Source organism: Burkholderia sp. EMB26 (genome assembly GCF_024730645.1).
Lineage (GTDB): Bacteria > Pseudomonadota > Gammaproteobacteria > Burkholderiales > Burkholderiaceae > Burkholderia > Burkholderia cenocepacia.
Genome location: NZ_CP078070.1, coordinates 1,293,955 through 1,311,906, shown reverse-complemented (window position 1 = coordinate 1,311,906; position 17,952 = coordinate 1,293,955). Strand labels below are relative to the sequence as shown.

Sequence of the window (17,952 nt, the reverse complement as noted above, 5' to 3'; positions counted from 1 at the left end):
CACGCGGTGCACGCCGCGCGCACCGCTCACGATCCGCCGAACCAGTTGTAGCCCTGATCGACCCAGTAGCCGCCCGGGAACGTATCGGTCACGAAGATTTCCATGATGTGCTTCGGGTTCTTGTAGCCGAGCTTGGTCGGCATCCGCAGCTTCATCGGGAAACCGTATTCGGGCGGCAGCCGACGGCCGTCGTATTCGAACGCGAGCAGCGTCTGCGGATGCAGCGCGGTCGGCATGTCGATGCTTTCGTAGTAGTCGTCCGCGCACTTGAAGCCGACGTATTTCGCCTGCGTGTCGGCGCCGGCGCGCGCGAGGAATGCGCCGAACGGCGTGCCGCCCCAGCGGCCGATCGCACTCCACCCTTCCACGCAGATGTGCCGCGTGATCTGTTCCGCGTGCGGCAGCGCGCGAAGCTCGTCGAGCGTCCACACGCGCTTGCCCGTTACACGGCCGGACAACACGAGCCGATACGTCGATTCGTCGACGTGCGGCACGTCGTCGATCCCGTAGTACGCGTTGAACGGAAACGGTCGCGTGATGTCGGCTTCGGCATAGGTCGGCGCGAGCCGGTCGGGATTGAACAGCCAGGCCTGCACGCGATCGTTCATGCGCGACACTTTCTCGAGGAACGTGTTGACCGACGCGTCGTCCTGCAGCGTGCAGCCGGTCAGCATCGCGAGGCCGCCGAGCGTCAGCACGCGCCGGTTGAAGAGGCGTCGCGACGGCATCTCGAGCGTGCGGCGCACGTCGAGTTCGAGCGATTGCCGATCGAGCGTCCAGCGCGGCGCGCTCCGGTTTTTTTCGGATTCCGACATGATGATTTCCTTCGCCCGCGACGCGCGGGTCAGCGGCCGCGCAGCATCGCGAGCAGCGAGCGCGGCACCAGCAACGCCATCGCGACGTGGACGACCACGAATGCGACTAGCAGCCCCATCGCCCAGAAGTGCACGATGCGCGCGTTGTCGTAACCGCCGAACAATTCGCGCAACAGCGGGAACTGCACGGACTTCCAGATCGTGAGCCCCGACAGCACCAGCACGACGAGATCGACGATCGCGGTCAGGTATGCGGCACGCTGCACTGCGTTGTAGACGCTCAGGTCGTCGTGCGACAGCCGTCCGCCGAGCGCGGCGCGTACGTCGCGCCACACCGACGCGGGCGTCACGGGCAGCAACTTGCGCGCGAAGCGCCCGGTCGCGATCGACATCGCGAGATAGAACAGCCCGTTGCCGAACAGCAGCCACATCGCCGCGAAATGCCATTGCAGCGCACCGCCGAGCCAGCCGCCCAGCGTGATGCCGTGCGCGAACGTGAACGACGGATAGATCGGCGACGCGTCGTAGATGCGCCAGCCGGACAACGCCATCAGGACCGCCGCGAGCGCGTTGAGCCAATGGCTCGCGCGCACCCAGCGTGGATGGATCGTCGGCGCGGGCGGCGGCGCGCCCGCGCGATCCGTGACAGGAACCGTTTGCATGATGAAGACTCCCGGGATGATGCAGCGGGACGCGACGCGCGCCGGTAACCGGGCGGCCGCGCCCCGCCCGCATTCGTCAGTTCGACGGGCTCATCGCGTCCTTCTTCATCGCGTCGCCCTTCTTCATCGCGTCGTGGCCCATCGCATCCTTCTTCATCGCATGCTTCTTCATGCCGTCCTTCTTCATCGCGCCGTCCTTCGCCATCGCGTCGTGGCCCATCGCGTCCTTCGACATCGACATGCCGTCCTTCGACATCGCATCGTTCTGCGCGTAGGCCCCCGTGGCAATCGTGGCGAGTGCGGCGACACAGGCGGCGACGAATACGTTTTTCATGACATCTCTCCGATACATGGGTTTAGGAGTCGAATAGACGGAGCACGCGGCCGGAAATGACAGCGCTTGCGAAAATTTTTTCGAAGCCGGGAATAAGGGAAGGAAATGCTGCACTGCGCGCCGCTTGTGTCCGGGCCGCGTGGCGGGTCGACGGCAACGCTTGCTGCGGCGCACCGTGCGCACGGCGGCGGCCACGAGCGGGCCATCGCCCGGCGGCATCCGCGCCGCACCCGGTTGAAACCGCCGCCAAGCCGGTGTATCGTGTGCCCTTGCTAACGCGGGGGTCCTGCAATGCGTTCGGTCAAACAACCGGCATTGCGGGTGAGAAATACCCTTTGAACCTGATCTGGATAATGCCAGCGCAGGGAAGCGTACGGATTTCGCCGCCATCCCTCTGACGAAACCCGCCGCCTCACGAATCTCGTCTCCTGCTTAGCTAGCGCCCCACATCAGGAGATTGCATGAACGCCAATCCGAAGTTTCTGTCCGCCGACGCCCACGTCGATGCCGCTGCTGTCGCGCCGCTGCCCAATTCGCGCAAGGTGTATGTGACCGGTTCGCAACCCGACATCCGCGTGCCGATGCGCGAAATCACGCAGGCCGACACGCCGACCGGCTTCGGCGGCGAGAAGAATCCGCCGATCTACGTGTACGACACGTCGGGCCCGTACACCGATCCGGACGCGAAGATCGACATCCGCGCGGGCCTGCCGGCGCTGCGCCAGCGCTGGATCGAAGCGCGCGGCGACACCGAAGTGCTCCCCGGCCTGTCGAGCCAGTACGGCCTCGAGCGCGCGGCCGATCCGGCCACGGCCGAGCTGCGTTTCCCGGGCCTGCACCGCAACCCGCGCCGCGCGCAGGCCGGCAAGAACGTCACGCAGATGCACTATGCGCGCCAGGGCATCATCACGCCGGAAATGGAATACATCGCGATCCGCGAGAACCAGCGCCGCGCCGAGTACATCGAGAGCCTGAAGTCGAGCGGCCCGAACGGCGCGAAGCTCGCCGCGATGATGGGCCGCCAGCACCCGGGCCAGGCATTCGGCGCCGCGGCCTTCGGCGCGAACGCGCTGGCCGAGATCACGCCGGAATTCGTGCGCGACGAAGTCGCGCGCGGCCGCGCGATCATCCCGGCGAACATCAACCATCCGGAATCCGAGCCGATGATCATCGGCCGCAACTTCCTCGTGAAGATCAACGCGAACATCGGCAACTCGGCCGTCACGTCGTCGATCGGCGAGGAAGTCGACAAGATGACGTGGGCGATCCGCTGGGGCGGCGACACGGTGATGGACCTGTCGACCGGCAAGCACATCCATGAAACGCGCGAGTGGATCATCCGCAACAGCCCGGTGCCGATCGGCACGGTGCCGATCTACCAGGCGCTCGAAAAGGTCAACGGCAAGGCCGAAGATCTCACCTGGGAAATCTTCCGCGACACGCTGATCGAACAGGCCGAGCAAGGCGTCGACTACTTCACGATCCATGCGGGCGTGCGCCTGCAGTACGTGCCGCTCACCGCGAACCGGATGACGGGCATCGTGTCGCGCGGCGGCTCGATCATGGCGAAGTGGTGTCTCGCGCATCACAAGGAAAGCTTCCTGTACGAACACTTCGAAGAGATCTGCGAGATCATGAAGGCGTACGACGTGAGCTTCTCGCTCGGCGACGGCCTGCGTCCCGGCTCGATCTACGACGCGAACGACGAAGCGCAGCTCGGCGAACTGAAGACGCTCGGCGAACTCACGCAGATCGCGTGGAAGCACGACGTGCAGGTGATGATCGAAGGCCCCGGCCATGTGCCGATGCAGTTGATCAAGGAGAACATGGATCTCCAGCTCGACTGGTGCAAGGAAGCGCCGTTCTACACGCTCGGGCCGCTGACCACCGACATCGCGCCGGGTTACGACCACATCACGTCCGGCATCGGCGCCGCGATGATCGGCTGGTTCGGCACCGCGATGCTGTGCTACGTGACGCCGAAGGAACACCTCGGCCTGCCGAACAAGGACGACGTGAAGGAAGGCATCATCACGTACAAGCTCGCCGCGCACGCCGCCGACCTCGCGAAGGGTCACCCGGGCGCGCAGGTGCGCGACAACGCGCTGTCGAAGGCGCGCTTCGAGTTCCGCTGGGAAGACCAGTTCAACATCGGTCTCGACCCGGACAAGGCGCGCGAATTCCACGACGAGACGCTGCCGAAGGATTCGGCCAAGGTCGCGCACTTCTGCTCGATGTGCGGCCCGCACTTCTGCTCGATGAAGATCACGCAGGACGTGCGCGAATTCGCGGCGCAGCAAGGCGTGTCGGAAACCGAAGCGCTGAAGAAGGGGATGGAGGTCAAGGCGGTCGAGTTCGTGAAGACCGGCGCCGAGATCTACCACCGTCAGTAAGCGCGCGCGGCGAGCCGCACCGGCTTGCATCGCGATGCACGGAGCCCGCTTTCGAGCGGGCTTTTTTGCGCATCCCGTGTGCCTGCGGGGCCATGCGAAACAATTGATTACGAAACCGCGCGAGCCTTAACAAGTCCTTACAGCAGCGTCATGGGACGGCGCGTAGATTGGGGACATGCGCGGCCGCCAGCCGGTCGTGCGCCTTCCGTTCACTACCACAAGGACAACGATCATGAACTCGATTCGGCGTTTTGGGGTATGCGCGCTGCTCGTCGCGACCGTGGCCAGCCTGTCGGCCTGCGATTCGATGTCGCGACGCCAGCGCGATACGGCAATCGGTGCGGGTGTCGGCGGCGTCGCCGGCGCGGCGATCGGCGGCAACGCGCTGTCGACGCTGGGCGGCGCGGCGGCCGGCGGCATCATCGGTAACCAGGTCGGCAAGTAACGAACGCGACACCGGCCGGTTGGGCGTCGCCCACCTGCAGGCCGGTCGGTTCAACGGCGTTTCCGCGATGCGGAAGCGCCGTTTTCGTATGTGTGCCGCAACAGGCGCTGCCGCTCTGCCCGGAAATGATCGGTTACCGTTTTTCATACCGTGTCATCGGGACTCGGCCTAAGCTTGAAGCATCTGCCGATGGCCGGCTTCCGCCGGAGACACATCATGAACAGGACCTTCGTCGCCGCGGCGCTTGCCTGCACGACGCTTGCCGGCTGCTACTACCCCTACGGCTACTATCCGGGCGGCTATTACACGGCGGCGCCGGTGCCGGTACAGCCCGCACCCGTGTATGTCGATCCGGCCCCCGCCTATTACTATCCGGCGCCAGCGTATGCGCCTGCATGGGGCGGTTATTGGGGGCCGGCGCTGTCGCTCAATTTCGGTTTCGGCGGACGCGGCAGCTGGCGTCATCACTGATCTGATCGGCCGCGCCACGCGCGGCCGGCTATCCGCCCCCCGGGAAGCGGCGAAATTCCCGTTTCTTGTCGTTTCATCCGATCGTGAAACGACGATGCGGTAACGCGGTGTAAGATTCCTCGCATCCCGTCCCCGCCCCGCCGATCGATGTCGCCCAAGAACGCTTTCCTGCTGACCGTGCTCGCCGCCCTGTGGGGCGCCTCCTTCCTGTTCATCCGGATCGGCGTGGTCGATTTCGGCGTCGCGCCGCTGATGGCACTGCGCGTGGGTATCGGCGCGCTGTTTCTCGCGGGCTTCGCGCTGACGCGCTTCAAACCGGCCGATCTCGGCGCCCGGTTGCGCCGCCATGCGTGGCCGCTGTTTGTCGTCGGCGCGCTGAATTCCGGCATCCCGTTCTGCCTGTTTGCGTTCGCCGAACTGACGCTGTCGGCTGGCGTCACGTCGGTGATCAACGCGACCACGCCGCTGTGGGGCGCGCTCGTCGCCTACCTGTGGCTGAAGGACAAGCTGTCTCTGCCGCGCGCGCTCGGTCTCGTCATCGGGTTTGCGGGCGTGCTCACGCTCGTGTGGAACCAGATCGCGAATGCGCACGGCGACACGGGCGCCGGCGCGACCGCGCTCGCCGCCGCGGCCGCCCTCGGCGCGACGCTGCTGTACGGCATCGCGGCCAACTATACGAAACGCAAGCTCAGCGGCGTCGATCCGCTCGTCAACGCGGCCGGCAGCATGATCGGCTCGACCATCCTGCTGCTGCCGTTCGCGATCGCGACGTGGCCGGCCGCGCCGGTCGGCGTGCACGCATGGAGCGCGGTGCTCGCCCTCGGCGTCGCATGCACGGGCATCGCATATTTCATCTTCTTCTACCTGATCGCGCATATCGGGCCGGCCCGCGCGATTACCGTGACGTTCGTGATCCCCGTGTTCGGGCTGCTGTGGGGGGCGCTGTTCCTCGGCGAACACGTGTCGGCCGTGATGATCGAAGGCTGTGCGATCGTGCTCGTCGGCACCGCGCTCGCAACCGGCGTGATCAAGCGGATCCCCGGCGTGCGCCCGCGCGGCGGCGAAGCGGCCTGACGATCGGCGCGCCGGGCGCACGAACTGCCGCCGGCCGCCCGTCACGCGGTAATGCCGGCGGCGAAGCGACGCGGGTGTGCCGACGGGCTGCGAATCGCATCGTGACGCGCGCACATTCGCCCCATTCGTCTGACGGCGGCGGCCGCCGCCGGGATTTCCCGCATCAGCCTGCGCGTCGCGCCGCAGCGACGCACGGTCATGCCGAGGCCCTGTCGCGAGATTGTCATCTGCCGCTGCGGCGCGCTTCGTTTCGCGACGGTCATGCACCGCGCGCATGCACGCGGCGCCCCCCGCTGCACCGCCGGGCACGGGCCGGAATCGCGGTGTACCGTTTGCGTCTGGAGTTACCCTGATACGCGCGCCGCGGCAATCCCGTTACACTCGGAAAACTCATCCGCAGAAGGCGGTCTCGATGCCCCACGTTCTTTTGCGTCCGCCTGCGCATGCGGCTGCATCGGCGTGGCGATGCGCCGCCGCCCCGCCGCCCGCTCCCGGGCACCGTTGACATGAAGTCCACCCGCGACCTGTCGCTCGACGCCCTGCTCGAACGCCTCACGCCGACACCCCAGGGCTGGCTCGCCACCTATCGCACCACGACCTTGCGCAGCGTGTTCCAGCCCGTGCTCTCGATCACGCACAAGCGCGTCGTCGGCTACGAGGCGCTGCTGCGCGTCGTCGACGGGAACGGCACGCTGGTGTCGCCCACCGCGCTGTTCGACAAGACGCGCGGCGACGCCGACGCGCTGCTGCTCGACCGGCTCGCGCGCTGCCTGCACACGGCCAACTTCGTCGCGCAAGGCATCGGCGACGGCTGGCTGTTCCTGAACGTGACGCCGCGCGTGCTCGATACGGGCCTCGTGCAGCGCGAGTTCGTCGAAGCGCTATGCCGGCATTTCGCGCTGCCGCCGAATCGCATCGTACTGGAAGTGGTCGAGCAGCCGGCGCGCGACGAAGCCGCGCTCGCCCGCACGATCGACATGATCCAGCATCGCGATTTCCTGATCGCGATCGACGACTTCGGCACCGGCTTCTCGAACTTCGACCGCGTGTGGCGCGCACGGCCCGACATCGTGAAGCTCGACCGCTCGCTGGTCGAGCGTTCGACCGGCTCGGCCGACGATCGCCGCATCATGCATCACCTCGTGTCGATGCTGCACCAGGCCGGCGCGATGGTGCTGGCCGAAGGCGTCGAAAGCGACGACGCACTGCAGGCGCTGATGGAAGCCGACATCGATTTCGTGCAGGGTTTCCAGTTCGGCCAGCCCGATGCGTCGATCGCGCACGCGAGCGCGGCGGCGCCCGCGATGCTCGACGCCGCGTGGCGACGCTTCATCGCGCGCCGGCACACGCCGGCGGTCGCCGAACAGCCCGGCTTCGACGCGATCGAACGGCTGGTGCTCGGCGGCGCAGCCGCGTTTTCGGCAAGCGGCAACCTGCACGACGCCGCGCAACGCGTGTTCGCGGTGCCGGCCGCGCGCCGCGTGTTCGTCACGGACGAGACCGGCGAACAGTTCCTGCCGTCGATCGGCGCCCCGCTCGACGACAGCCAGGCGAGCGTCACCCGTCTCGCGCCGCTGTTCCCGGAAACCCACAGCAACTGGTCGCGGCGCCCGTATTTCCAGCGTGCGATCGCCGCGCCGGGACGCGTCGCGCTGATGGGCCCGCACTTCTCGCTGACGGAAGGCCGCGACTGCTATACGGCCGCCGTCGCGATCCGCGCGCAGAGCCGGCTCGTCGTGTTCTGCGTCGATTTCGTGCTCGACAGCGCGGGAACCGTGATGCGCTAGCCGGCGCACTTAGCGCGCGCGTCGCAGGGTCGCCGGCGACTGGCACTGGCCCCTCGCTCGTCAGTCGATCACCTTCCCGCGTCCCGACTTCACCACGCTGCGGCGTGACTTGTGCTCGAGCCGCCGCTCCTTCGACGCGCGCGTCGGCCGCGTGGCGACCCGGGCGCGCGGCGTGTACGCGACGCTGCCGATCAGCGTATCGAGCCGGGCCAGCGCGGCCTCGCGGTTTTTCTCCTGGGTCCGGTATTCCTGCGACTTGATCACGACGATGCCATCGCGCGTGATGCGCTGGTCCGACAGCGCGAGCAACCGCTCCTTGAGGACCGGCGGCAGCGACGACGCGCGAATGTCGAAGCGCAGGTGAATCGCGCTCGATACCTTGTTCACGTTCTGGCCGCCCGCGCCCTGCGCGCGCACGGCCGTCCATTCGACCTCGGCCGGATCGAGCGTGTAGCGGATCATCATCGCGAAGCCTCCGTGCGGCGCCGGGCGAGCGCCTCGTCGACGCGAGCCGCGAGCCCCGAATCGCGCTGCGTGCGCGTCGCGACCGCCTGCGCCAGCACGCGCCGCGGCCCGATTACCTGCACGCGCGTGCGGGCGCGCGTGACGGCCGTATAGACCAGCTCGCGCGTGAGCACCCGGCCGAACGACGCGGGCAACACGAGCGCCGCTTCGTCGAATTCCGAGCCCTGCGACTTGTGCACCGTCAGCGCGAACGCCGTTTCGTGCGGCGGCAGCGCGGCCGGCGACACCGCGCGCGCGGTGCCGTCCGCGCGCCGGAACCACACGCGCAGCACACCGTGCACGTCGGGCAATGCAATGCCGATGTCGCCGTTGAACAGCCCGAGCGCATAGTCGTTGCGCGTGACCATGATCGGCCGCCCGGTGAACCAGTGCGCACCGACCGCGAGCGGCACGCGCGCCGCATGCCTGACGTGCGCGGCCACCAGCGCATTGACGTGCTCCGCGCCGCGTGAACCGCTGCGGGTCGCGCACAGGATCCGGAACCGGTTGAGCGCGTCGAACAGCGGCAACGGATCGGGCACCGGTGCGGCCAGCGCGTCGCGCAATGCGTCGAGGTATGCGCCGAAGCGCCGGGCGAGCCGCTCGACCGTCGACGACGCCAGCGTGTCGCCCGCATCGTCGTGAAACGATGCGGCCGCCGAATCGTCGGCGGGCAGCGCATCGAGCGCCGCCTGCACGTCGCCGCGGCGGATCGCGAGCGACAGCCGTCCGATCGGCGAATCGAGCCCGAAGCGGTAATTGCGTTCGAGCCACACGACGCAGTCCGCGAGCGGCGCCGCAGCGGGCGCGATGGCGGACGCGGCAGCCGCGGCGGCTTCGCCTGCCGACGGCGATGCAGCAGTCACCGATGCGAGCGCCGCGTCGCCCGCATCGAACGGCGGCAGCTCGACGGCGTCGAGCCACGCGAGTTCGTCGGCCTCGATCCAGGCGGGCGTATCGTCCGATGCGCTGGCATCGAGGAGCGGTGCCGACTCGGTGGGTGGCGGCGGCGCGATGTCGGTCGACGACACTTCATCGTCCTGCGGTTCGTCGTCGAACAGCGATGCCTGCCGCGTATCGATTTTCGACCGAGACGCCGATCTGCGCGAAACAGGAGCGGATGCCGATGGCGGCGCCGGTGCCCGTGCGGCAGCGGGCACCGGATTCGCAACGGGAACCGCTGCCGGCGCCGCTTCGTCCGGCACCGGCAACGCGGCGACGAACGCCGCCTCGTCGACGCCCAGCGCCTGCGCGATGCGCGTGCGCGCCGCGGCGGTGAACGCCGGCCGCGCGCTCAGCTCCGCGAATACGGCGCCGGCCTCGACCGCGGCCAGTTGGTCCTTGTCGCCCAGCAATACGAGCCGCGCACCCGGCGCGAGCGCGTCGAGCAGATGCGCGGCGAGCGCGACGTCGATCATCGACGCCTCGTCGACGACGATCAGGTCGTACGGCAACGGATTGTCGCGATGATGCCGGAAGCCGGCCGCCCCGCCGCCGCCCAGCAACCGATGCAGCGTGTACGACGTGTCGGGCAGGCGCGCCGCGAGCTCGGGCGGCAGATCGCCGGCACGCGCGTGCAGCGCCTCCTGCATCCGCTGCGCGGCCTTGCCGGTCGGTGCGGCCAGCGCGATGCGCAGCCCCGGATGCGCGTCGAGCAGACAGGCGAGCACGCCGACGACGGTCGTCGTCTTGCCCGTGCCCGGCCCGCCGCTGACGATCGTCACGCGGCCGGTCAGCGCGACGATCGCCGCGACGCGCTGCCAGTCGACTTCGCCGGTAGCCGGCCCGAAGTAACGGGCGAGACTGTCGCGCAACCGGTCGGGCGACAGGCCTTCGTCCGGTGCGGCGACGCCCGCCTGCGCGACGAGCGCATCGGCGAGCCGCCGTTCGTAATCGAAATAGCGCGACAGGTACAGATGATCGTGCCGGTCGACGATCAGCGGCCGTTCGTCGCCGCGTGCCAGCGTGCCGAACGCGACCACGCCGCTCGCGGCAAGCGCCGCGCGGACCTCGTCGAGCGGCGCTTCGTAACGCTGCGCGAGCGCAGCAAGCGCGACGCACACGTGGCCACCGGCGGTCGCGCGGCTCGTCGCGAACGCGGCGCGCGCCGCCCAGCGTGCCGATGCGGACGGCGCACCGGCACGCCGCGCGAGATCGCCGATGCGGCGCGCGAAGCCTTCCGCGAGCGCGATGCCGAAATCGGCCGGCTCGGGCAACCGCGCGACGAGGCCGCCGGTAAATTCGAGCATGTCGTCGGATGCGGTCATGCGCGGCCTCCTTCCATCATCCGGTCGAGTGCGTCGACCAGCGCGCGGGCGGGCCGCCGCGCATGCACGCCCGCCGGTTCGCCGCCACTGCGCCAGCCGGGCCGCACGCCCCGCACGAACAGGTACAGGTAACCCGCGATGTGCGTGTCGTAGTCGTAATCGGGCAGCCGGCCACGCAGGTAGCGATGCAGCGCGACCGTATAGAGCAGCGCCTGCAGGTGATACGCGTGATCGGCCATCGCAATGTCGAGCGCGCGCGGGCCATAGGCGTCCGGCGTCGTGCCGAGGTGGTTCGACTTCCAGTCGACGATCCAGAAACGGCCGTCGTGTTCGACGATCATGTCGATGAAACCCTTGATGAAACCGGCGAGCGTGCCCGCCTCCAGTGCAACGTCCGGATAGCCGTGCGCGACCAGCAGCCGGCGCAGCGCCATCAGGTCGAGCGACGGCGCCGGAAACAGGAAACCCATTTCGTCGAGCCGCTTCGCCGGATCGAGATCGACGAGCCGCATGCCCGGCACCAGCTCGGTGTGCACGACGTCGTCGACGAGCCGCGCCATCATCGCCGGCAGGCGCGCGGCAAGCGCCGGCTCGGCCTCGACCGGCCGGTCGTGCAGCGCGCCGAGCGCGGCCTTGTGCCACGACTCGGGCTCCGTGAACCGGCTGAGCTCGAACAGGCGGTGCAGGCATTCGCCGGCCGCCGCGCCGCGCGGGAACACGAGGATGTCGTCATCCGGCGGCTCGGCCGCGACCGTATCGGCCAATATCAGTTCGCCGTCCGGCGTCACCGCGGCCAGCGCATCGTGATCGGGCCGCAGTTCGTCGTCGGGCACGGCCGCGACGCCCGCCTCCTCGCGCGCCATCGATGCGGTCAACGAACTGAAGCTCGCCATCCGCCACGCATCGCGCAGCACGCGCGTCGCATGACGCGCGGCGAGCGTCTGCGATGCGTCGTGCCCGGCCGCGACACGCTCGCGGCGCGCCGGCACGGGTAGCGGCGCGACGCACACGGGGCCGCCGGCGAGCGCGCGCCATGCCGCCTCGAGCGCGGCTTCGTCGGGCGGCTCGTCGAGCCACGCGTCGAACGCATGGCCGGCACCGGCGACGAGCCAGTTGAGCACGCTGCGCCGCGCTTCGCGCGTCGAGCGCGACGACAGGTAAGGCCCGGCGACGACATAGCAGCGATACACGGCGCGCGTGAGCGCGACGTAGACGAGCCGTGCGCGTTCCGCGGCCTGCTCGCGCAATGCCTGCCGCGCCGCGTGCGCGGCCGCTTCGTCATCGCACCCGTAATGCAGCACCGCATCGCCCGCCTCGTCGTGATACTCGCGCGCATCGGGCAACGCGGACGACGGCGGCTCACGCAGCGCACCGTCGTTCAGGAACGGACAGAACACGATCGCGTACTCGAGCCCCTTCGACTTGTGCACCGTGACGATCTGCACGAGATTGCGATCGGATTCGAGCCGCAATTGCGCTTCCTCGCCGCCGCCGTCGAGCCGTTGCGCGGCGAGCCAGCGCAGCGTCGGTGCGATGCCGGGCTGCGCGGACGCACGCGCCTGCGTCAACTCGGCCAGATGGTTGATGTCGGTCACGCGGCGCTCGCCGTCCGCGCCGGCCATCAGCCGTTCGGCGATCCGCAGCTCGCGCGTGAACGTGCGCCACATCACCGCGAAGCCGCGTTCGCGCCACAGCAACCGATACCGCGAGAAGCGCTCGACCCAGCTCATCGCATCGGCACTGTCGGCCGCCGACGCGCCGGGTGGCGCGCCGCCGTCGCCCTGCTCCATGCGCCACAGCGCACCGGCATCGAGGCCGAACCAGTCGGAGGCGAGCGCCGCGCGCAAACGCCGCAGGTCGCCCGGCGCATCGATCGCCGCCAGCACGCGTTCGAGCTGCTCGGCGTCGCCGGTCGAGAACACCGACGCCTGCGCGAGCTCGACGCTGCCGATGCCCCACGTCGCCAGCACGCGCTTCACGAGGCTACCCTGCCGGTGCGTCTGCACGAGCACTGCGATATCGCCCGGCGACAACGGCGTGTCGCCCAACCGCACGCGCCCTTCGCGTGCGCCGCGCATCAGCCGCGCGATCTCGGCCGCGCAAGCCTGCGCGGCCTGCGCCTGCGCTTCGCGCTTGAGCAGCGTGCCTTCGCCGCCCGGCAGCGCCCACACCCGGAAATCGCCGGCCGGGCCCGGATCGGTTTCGTCGACGAACGGCGCGCGCACGCGCGTGCCGGCGCGCACCGCGTAGTAGTCGAGCCCGTCGAGCACGAACGCGCGCGGATTCGACAGGAAGAAGCGGTTGCACGCGTCGACGATCGCAGGCGTCGAGCGCTGGTTGACCGCGAGCGTGTAGCACGCGCTCGCCCGTGCGCGCGCGGCGAGATAGGTATGCAGATCGGCCGCGCGGAAACTGTAGATCGCCTGCTTCGGATCGCCGACGAGGAACAGCGGGCCGCCCGGCGCGAAGATCCGGTCGAAGATCGCGAACTGCAGCGGATCGGTATCCTGGAACTCGTCGATCAGCGCGGCCGGATAGCGCGCGCGCAGCGTCTCGGCAAGCCACGGATGCGCGTGCAGTGCGTGATACAGGTTCGCGAGCAGATCGTCGAACGACACGACGCGTCGCGTGCGCTTGCGCTCGGCCAGCTCGGCCGGCGCCATGTCGAGCCATTCGGCGATCAGCGCGAGCCAGCGGGCGCGCTGCGCGGCCTCGGCCGCGGCCACGGCCGCTTCGAGCGCGTCGGCCACGTCGAAGAACGCGTGCGCGGGCGTCGTGCCGCCTTTCTTGGTCGCCTTCGTCAGCGCGGTTTGCGTGAGCTTCAGCGCGGCCTTCGGCAGCGCGGCCGTCGCGTCGCCCTGCTCGAAATGCACCGTCCACGCGGCGAGCGCGTCAGCGACCGCGTCCGGCTTGTGCGAGCGTTGATTCAGCACGGGCTGCGCGGCGCGCAGCAACGCATCGATCGCGTCACGCTCGGCCGCCCACATCCGCGCGGCCTCCGCGAAGCATTCGGCTGCGGCCGCTTCCGCCGCTTCGTCCGGCTCGGCCACGCCGTCCCAGCGCAGCGCGGCGAGCGGCTTCTTCAGCCGGCGTGCGAGCTGCGCATCGAGCGCGGCCGGGCCGGCCCCCGATTCGACGAGCCAGGTCGCGAAGCCCGGCCAGCGCGCGGCCGCCGGTTCGACACGCGTGCGCCAGAAATCCGCCGCGAGCTCGAAGCGCAGCGACGCATCGTCGGCCTCCATGTCGAACGCGAACGGCATCGCCGCCGCGAACGGCGCTTCCTGCAGCGCGCGCTGGCAGAACGCGTGGATCGTATGGATCGCGGCCTGGTCGAACGCGCGCAGCGCGCGCCGGATTCGCTTCGCGGCCGTCTCGGGATCGAGCGCGCCGCCGTCGCCGAGCGTGGTCTCGAGCAGGCGCGCGATGAACGGATCGCCGCCGTCGTCGCCCGTATCGAGCGCATGCGCGAGCTGCGCGAGCCGGCCGCGAATCCGCTCGTGCAGTTCGGCCGTCGCCGCTTTCGTGAAGGTCACGACAAGGATTTCGTCGGCACCGAGATCCTTTTCGAGCAGCAGGCGCACATACAGCGCGCAGATGTTCCAGGTCTTGCCGGTGCCGGCCGACGCCTCGATCTGATTGACGCCGTCGAGCGGACACGCGAACACGTCGAGTTCGAGCGCCTGCGGCTGCGACACGGCGCTCATGCGACCTCCTTCAGATGCTCGACGAGCGGCTCGAACACGAGCCGCGCGAGCGTGCCGAACGGTTCGTCGAGCGACGGATGCGCGCCACGCCACGCGATCGCGATGGCCGGATCGTCGGCTTCGCTCACGACCCGCTCGTTGATCCACACGCTCGCGGCCTTCGCCTCGCCGTCGGACACCCGCGCCCATGCACTGCGCGGGAAAAACCGCAGCGGCATGCGCCGCCCCGCGCGAAACAGCGCGGCAAGCGGCGCGAGCCGTTCGAGCGGCGCCGCGACGGGCGTCAGCTCGAACGCACCGCCGCTGCCGAACCACAGCGTGCGGCGCGGACCGCCCGGCTCGATCGCACAGTAGACGAGATGCGCGAGCCACGCGGACAGGTAGTCGCGCGCACTCGGCCGCGCATAGCGATAGATGACCTGCCCGGCCGGCGTCAGCCGGTTCAGCGTGCCGTGCAGTTCGAGCGGCGCACTCACCGCGTCGGCCGCCAGCATCGCGTCGTCGGCGCCGAACAGCGCCTGTTCGGCGTCGGGCCACTTCGGCACGACGGTGAGCGAGAACGGCCGCCGCTCGATGCCGTCGGCCAGCGCACGACGCACGTTCGACGCAAGCTGCGTCATCGAACCGAGCGCCTGGTCGCGCCACACCGCGCCCGTCGCGCCGCCGGGCAGTTCGGGGCTCGCGTCCGCGATGCGCAGCGCGTGATCGTGCACGCCGCCGTCGCCCGCTTCGATCAGCAGCGGCAGCACACGCTCGGCCAGCGCGTCGCTGCCGGCAAAATCCAGCGCGAACGGCTCGGTATCGAGCAGTTCGGCCTGCGCGTCGGCCAGCACGATGCCGAGCCGGCCGCGCAGCAATGCGCGTGCCGGATGCCGCCAGAAACGTTCGAATTCGCTGAACGCAACGGGCTCGACCGGTTCGGCCGGCAGCGGCTGCGCGAAGAACGGCTGCTCGCGCGGCCCATCGCGCGATGCTTCGGCGGCCAGCAGCGACGCGAGCGTGGCCCGCTCGGCGTCGTACGAAACGAGTTCGCTGCCCGGCTCGAAATACGCGGCCGCGAACGGTTGCAGCGGATGCTCGACGATGAACGCGCGCCGCGCGGCTTCGACCGCATCCGGTGCGGCGTCGGGCCCGGCCGTGACGAGCGCCAGATGATCGAGCAGCTCGTCGACGAGCGCCGCGGGCGGCAACGGCGCATTGTCGCGGATGCTGCGGCCCGTATAGGCGATCAGCAACCGGTCGCGGGCAGCCAGCAGCAGGTCGAGGAACAGATTGCGCTCGTCGTCGCGGCGCTGCCGGTCGCCCAGCTTCGGCAGCACGGCCATCAGGTCGAATTCGTCCGCGCGCGCGAGACTCGGCAGCACGCCGTCGTCCATCCCGAGCAGGCAGACGACGCGATACGGCAGCCCGCGCAAGCTCGTCAGCGACGAGAACGTGACGCCGCCCCACGGCACCCCGCCGCGGGCCGGATCGTCGAGCGCCGCGGCGAGCCCCGCGCGGACGACGGCCGCCGGCAACGCCTCGTCGGGCGCGCCCTCCGTCATCGCGGCCAGCATCGCATCGAGCGCGTCGCGCACGCCGGCCAGCGCGTCGGCATACGCGGCGCCCGAATCGAAGAAGCGCGCGAGCGTGTCGGCGAACAGTTCGCTCCAGCCGCGCGGCGTGTGCGACTCCTCGAGCCGCCGCGCGAAGCCGTCGAGATCGTCGGTGAACCGTGCAAGCCGGCCGAGCAGTTCGGCCTCGCTGCCCGTGGCCGCCTCGATCGGCAACCACGCACCGATCGGCGCCGCGCCTTCGGGCATCGCATAGCCGAGAAAGAGCCGCGCGAGCGCATCGGAGAACGTATGGCGCGGCGCGGGCACGGCCGCGTCGTCGCTCGCGCGCGGCGACAGCCCGCGCCGCGCGCCGGCGGCCGCGAGCCAGGTCTGCACCGTTTCGAGCGCGGCCGCGTCGATGTCGTAGCGCGCGGCCACCGCATCCACGCGCAGCCATTCGACCAGCTCCGGCGCGCCGACCTGCCGCTCCGGCAATGCGAGCCAGTCGAGCAGCACGCGCGCGACCGGGTTCGCCTGCGACGGCGGCAGGCCGGTGATCCGGTAAGGCACCCGCGCGCCGCCGGCGCCGGCCGTGCCGAACACCGCGTCGATCAGCGGCCCGGCCGCGGCCAGATCGGCCACCGCGACGAGCACGTCGGACGGCTGCAGGCTCGCATCGGCGTCGAACCACGCGAGCAGCCGGTCGTGCAGCACCTCGAGCTGGCGCGCGAGGCTGTGGCACACATGCACCTCGATCCCGCGCTCGACCGGCGTGTCGCCGGTTTCGGCCTCCGGCTGCAATTCGAGGATCGCGTTCTGCACGCGCGCGAGCCAGGTGGGCGCGGGATTCTCGACGAACCGCGACGCATCGCCCGACGCCGCGCTTTCAGTCAGCTCGTGCAGCATGTGCAATTGCGCCTGTGTCTGTCTGCCCCATTCGGCGAGCAGCGGATGACCGACTTCCTGATAGTCGAGCCGCCCGGCCGCATCGAGCGCCTCGGCATGCGCGGCGGTCACGATGTCGAACCAGAATTCGCGGCACGGGTTCAGCGCATAGACGCGCACGTCGATCCAGCGCGACAGTTCGCGCAACAGCGCGACGTGCAGCGGCGGCATCGTCGGCAGCGCGAACACGCTGACCGATTCGGGCCAGTCGGCGCGCGCAACCGTATCGGCATCGAGATGGCGCGCTTCGACGAGGAAGCGGTGCGCCGGCGGCGTGCCGCTGTCGCTCAGCTCGGCGAGCAGCGCGCGCCACAGCGCGGCCTGCCAGCGCTCGTCGTCGCGCGCGGCATCGCTGATCCCGCGCGGCGCGCCGTCGCCCGCGAGCACCGACTCGCCGGCCTGCCACGCGGCCAGCCATTCGGGGCGATAGGTCAGGTAGTGATCGAGCACGGCCGCGACACGATGGGCCAGCTCGTAGCGCATCGCGTCGTCGGACGCCGACAGATAGGCGGCGAGCCGCGGCGATGCGAGCCACGGCGCATCATCGGCCGACTGCGCGAACAGCCGGTAGCAGCGCCACACCAGCCGGTCGGGCGCGAACGGCGAGCGCGCGGGCACCGTCAGCACACGGCCGATCTGCGCCCACAGCCACTGCGCGAGATAGGTGAACTCGACGTTCGCGCACACGCCATTGCGCGCGGCGATGTCGAGCTCGAGGCGGCGACGCAGCGCCGCGCTCGGCACGATGACCTGTTGCGGCGCCCACGGGCCGTTGCGGGCCGGGAACGCGGCCAGATCCTCGAGCAGCGCGTCGGCCAGCGTTTCGTGACGGTTCGAATAGAAGAGATGGAGCATGAGGCGGGCGTCGGAACCTCGCACCGACGGGGCCGGGCGAACACAATGACCAAGGATAGCAAAGGGCTGCAGCCGCGACCATCGTCCGGAAAGCCAGCTTTTGCGAGCCGCGAAATACGATAGACTCGTCGCCAGTCAATACGCCGCCCCCGGGCGTCTTC

Annotated in this window: 13 protein-coding genes and 1 riboswitch; of the genes, 5 read left to right on the top strand and 8 right to left on the bottom strand. The window is 69.7% G+C overall.

All coding sequences use genetic code 11. The features are described 5' to 3' along the window. Positions 1 to 26: 26 nt before the first annotated feature. From KU887_RS06195 to KU887_RS06185, 3 genes are all read right to left on the bottom strand, one after another. Entirely contained in the window at positions 27 to 815 is a 789-nt protein-coding gene (locus KU887_RS06195; RefSeq protein WP_006497663.1) for a molybdopterin-dependent oxidoreductase, read from the bottom strand. Positions 816 to 844: 29 nt separating this feature from the next. Beyond that, entirely contained in the window at positions 845 to 1,477 is a 633-nt protein-coding gene (locus KU887_RS06190; RefSeq protein WP_048989213.1) for a cytochrome b/b6 domain-containing protein, read from the bottom strand. Between the two features lie 76 nt (positions 1,478 to 1,553). Further along, positions 1,554 to 1,811 (bottom strand): pentapeptide MXKDX repeat protein, encoded by a 258-nt coding sequence (locus KU887_RS06185; protein ID WP_006483713.1) that lies wholly within the window; start codon positions 1,809 to 1,811, stop codon positions 1,554 to 1,556. Positions 1,812 to 2,080: 269 nt separating this feature from the next. Then, a riboswitch (TPP riboswitch) is annotated at positions 2,081 to 2,197 on the top strand. 75 nt (positions 2,198 to 2,272) lie between these two features. Between KU887_RS06185 and thiC the strand changes: the two genes are divergently transcribed. From thiC to KU887_RS06165, 4 genes are all read left to right on the top strand, one after another. Continuing rightward, positions 2,273 to 4,204, top strand: coding sequence for a phosphomethylpyrimidine synthase ThiC (gene thiC, locus KU887_RS06180; RefSeq protein ID WP_006483722.1), 1,932 nt, complete (start codon positions 2,273 to 2,275; stop codon positions 4,202 to 4,204). Positions 4,205 to 4,436: 232 nt separating this feature from the next. Further along, positions 4,437 to 4,649, top strand: coding sequence for a glycine zipper 2TM domain-containing protein (locus tag KU887_RS06175; protein WP_011545020.1), 213 nt, complete (start codon positions 4,437 to 4,439; stop codon positions 4,647 to 4,649). 216 nt (positions 4,650 to 4,865) lie between these two features. Continuing rightward, positions 4,866 to 5,120, top strand: coding sequence for a hypothetical protein (locus tag KU887_RS06170; protein WP_059721330.1), 255 nt, complete (start codon positions 4,866 to 4,868; stop codon positions 5,118 to 5,120). 147 nt (positions 5,121 to 5,267) lie between these two features. Then, positions 5,268 to 6,194 carry a DMT family transporter gene (locus KU887_RS06165; protein WP_006483721.1) on the top strand — a complete coding sequence of 309 codons (927 nt, stop codon included), beginning with the start codon at positions 5,268 to 5,270 and terminating at the stop codon, positions 6,192 to 6,194. Between the two features lie 41 nt (positions 6,195 to 6,235). On the opposite strand, the gene KU887_RS06160 is transcribed toward KU887_RS06165, so the two are convergent. Continuing rightward, positions 6,236 to 6,457: a hypothetical protein gene (locus KU887_RS06160; protein WP_258255210.1), complete on the bottom strand. Its 222-nt coding sequence runs from the start codon at positions 6,455 to 6,457 to the stop codon at positions 6,236 to 6,238. A 243-nt stretch (positions 6,458 to 6,700) separates the two neighbouring features. Here KU887_RS06160 and KU887_RS06155 point away from each other — a divergent pair, with 243 nt between their 5' ends. After that, entirely contained in the window at positions 6,701 to 7,981 is a 1,281-nt protein-coding gene (locus KU887_RS06155; RefSeq protein ID WP_006483719.1) for an EAL domain-containing protein, read from the top strand. A 60-nt stretch (positions 7,982 to 8,041) separates the two neighbouring features. Here the strand turns inward: KU887_RS06155 and arfB are convergent, their stop codons facing one another. The 4 genes from arfB to recC are packed head-to-tail and all read right to left on the bottom strand — an operon-like array spanning position 8,042 to position 17,791. Continuing rightward, positions 8,042 to 8,446: an alternative ribosome rescue aminoacyl-tRNA hydrolase ArfB gene (gene arfB, locus KU887_RS06150; protein ID WP_006483724.1), complete on the bottom strand. Its 405-nt coding sequence runs from the start codon at positions 8,444 to 8,446 to the stop codon at positions 8,042 to 8,044. Then, positions 8,443 to 10,752, bottom strand: coding sequence for an AAA family ATPase (locus KU887_RS06145; protein WP_258255202.1), 2,310 nt, complete (start codon positions 10,750 to 10,752; stop codon positions 8,443 to 8,445). Before KU887_RS06145 ends, arfB begins: the two co-directional genes overlap by 4 nt. After that, entirely contained in the window at positions 10,749 to 14,456 is a 3,708-nt protein-coding gene (gene recB / locus KU887_RS06140; protein ID WP_258255200.1) for an exodeoxyribonuclease V subunit beta, read from the bottom strand. The genes KU887_RS06145 and recB overlap by 4 nt, the downstream gene beginning before the upstream one ends. Continuing rightward, entirely contained in the window at positions 14,453 to 17,791 is a 3,339-nt protein-coding gene (recC, locus tag KU887_RS06135) for an exodeoxyribonuclease V subunit gamma (RefSeq protein WP_258255198.1), read from the bottom strand. The genes recB and recC overlap by 4 nt, the downstream gene beginning before the upstream one ends. Between the last annotated feature and the right edge of the window lie 161 nt (positions 17,792 to 17,952).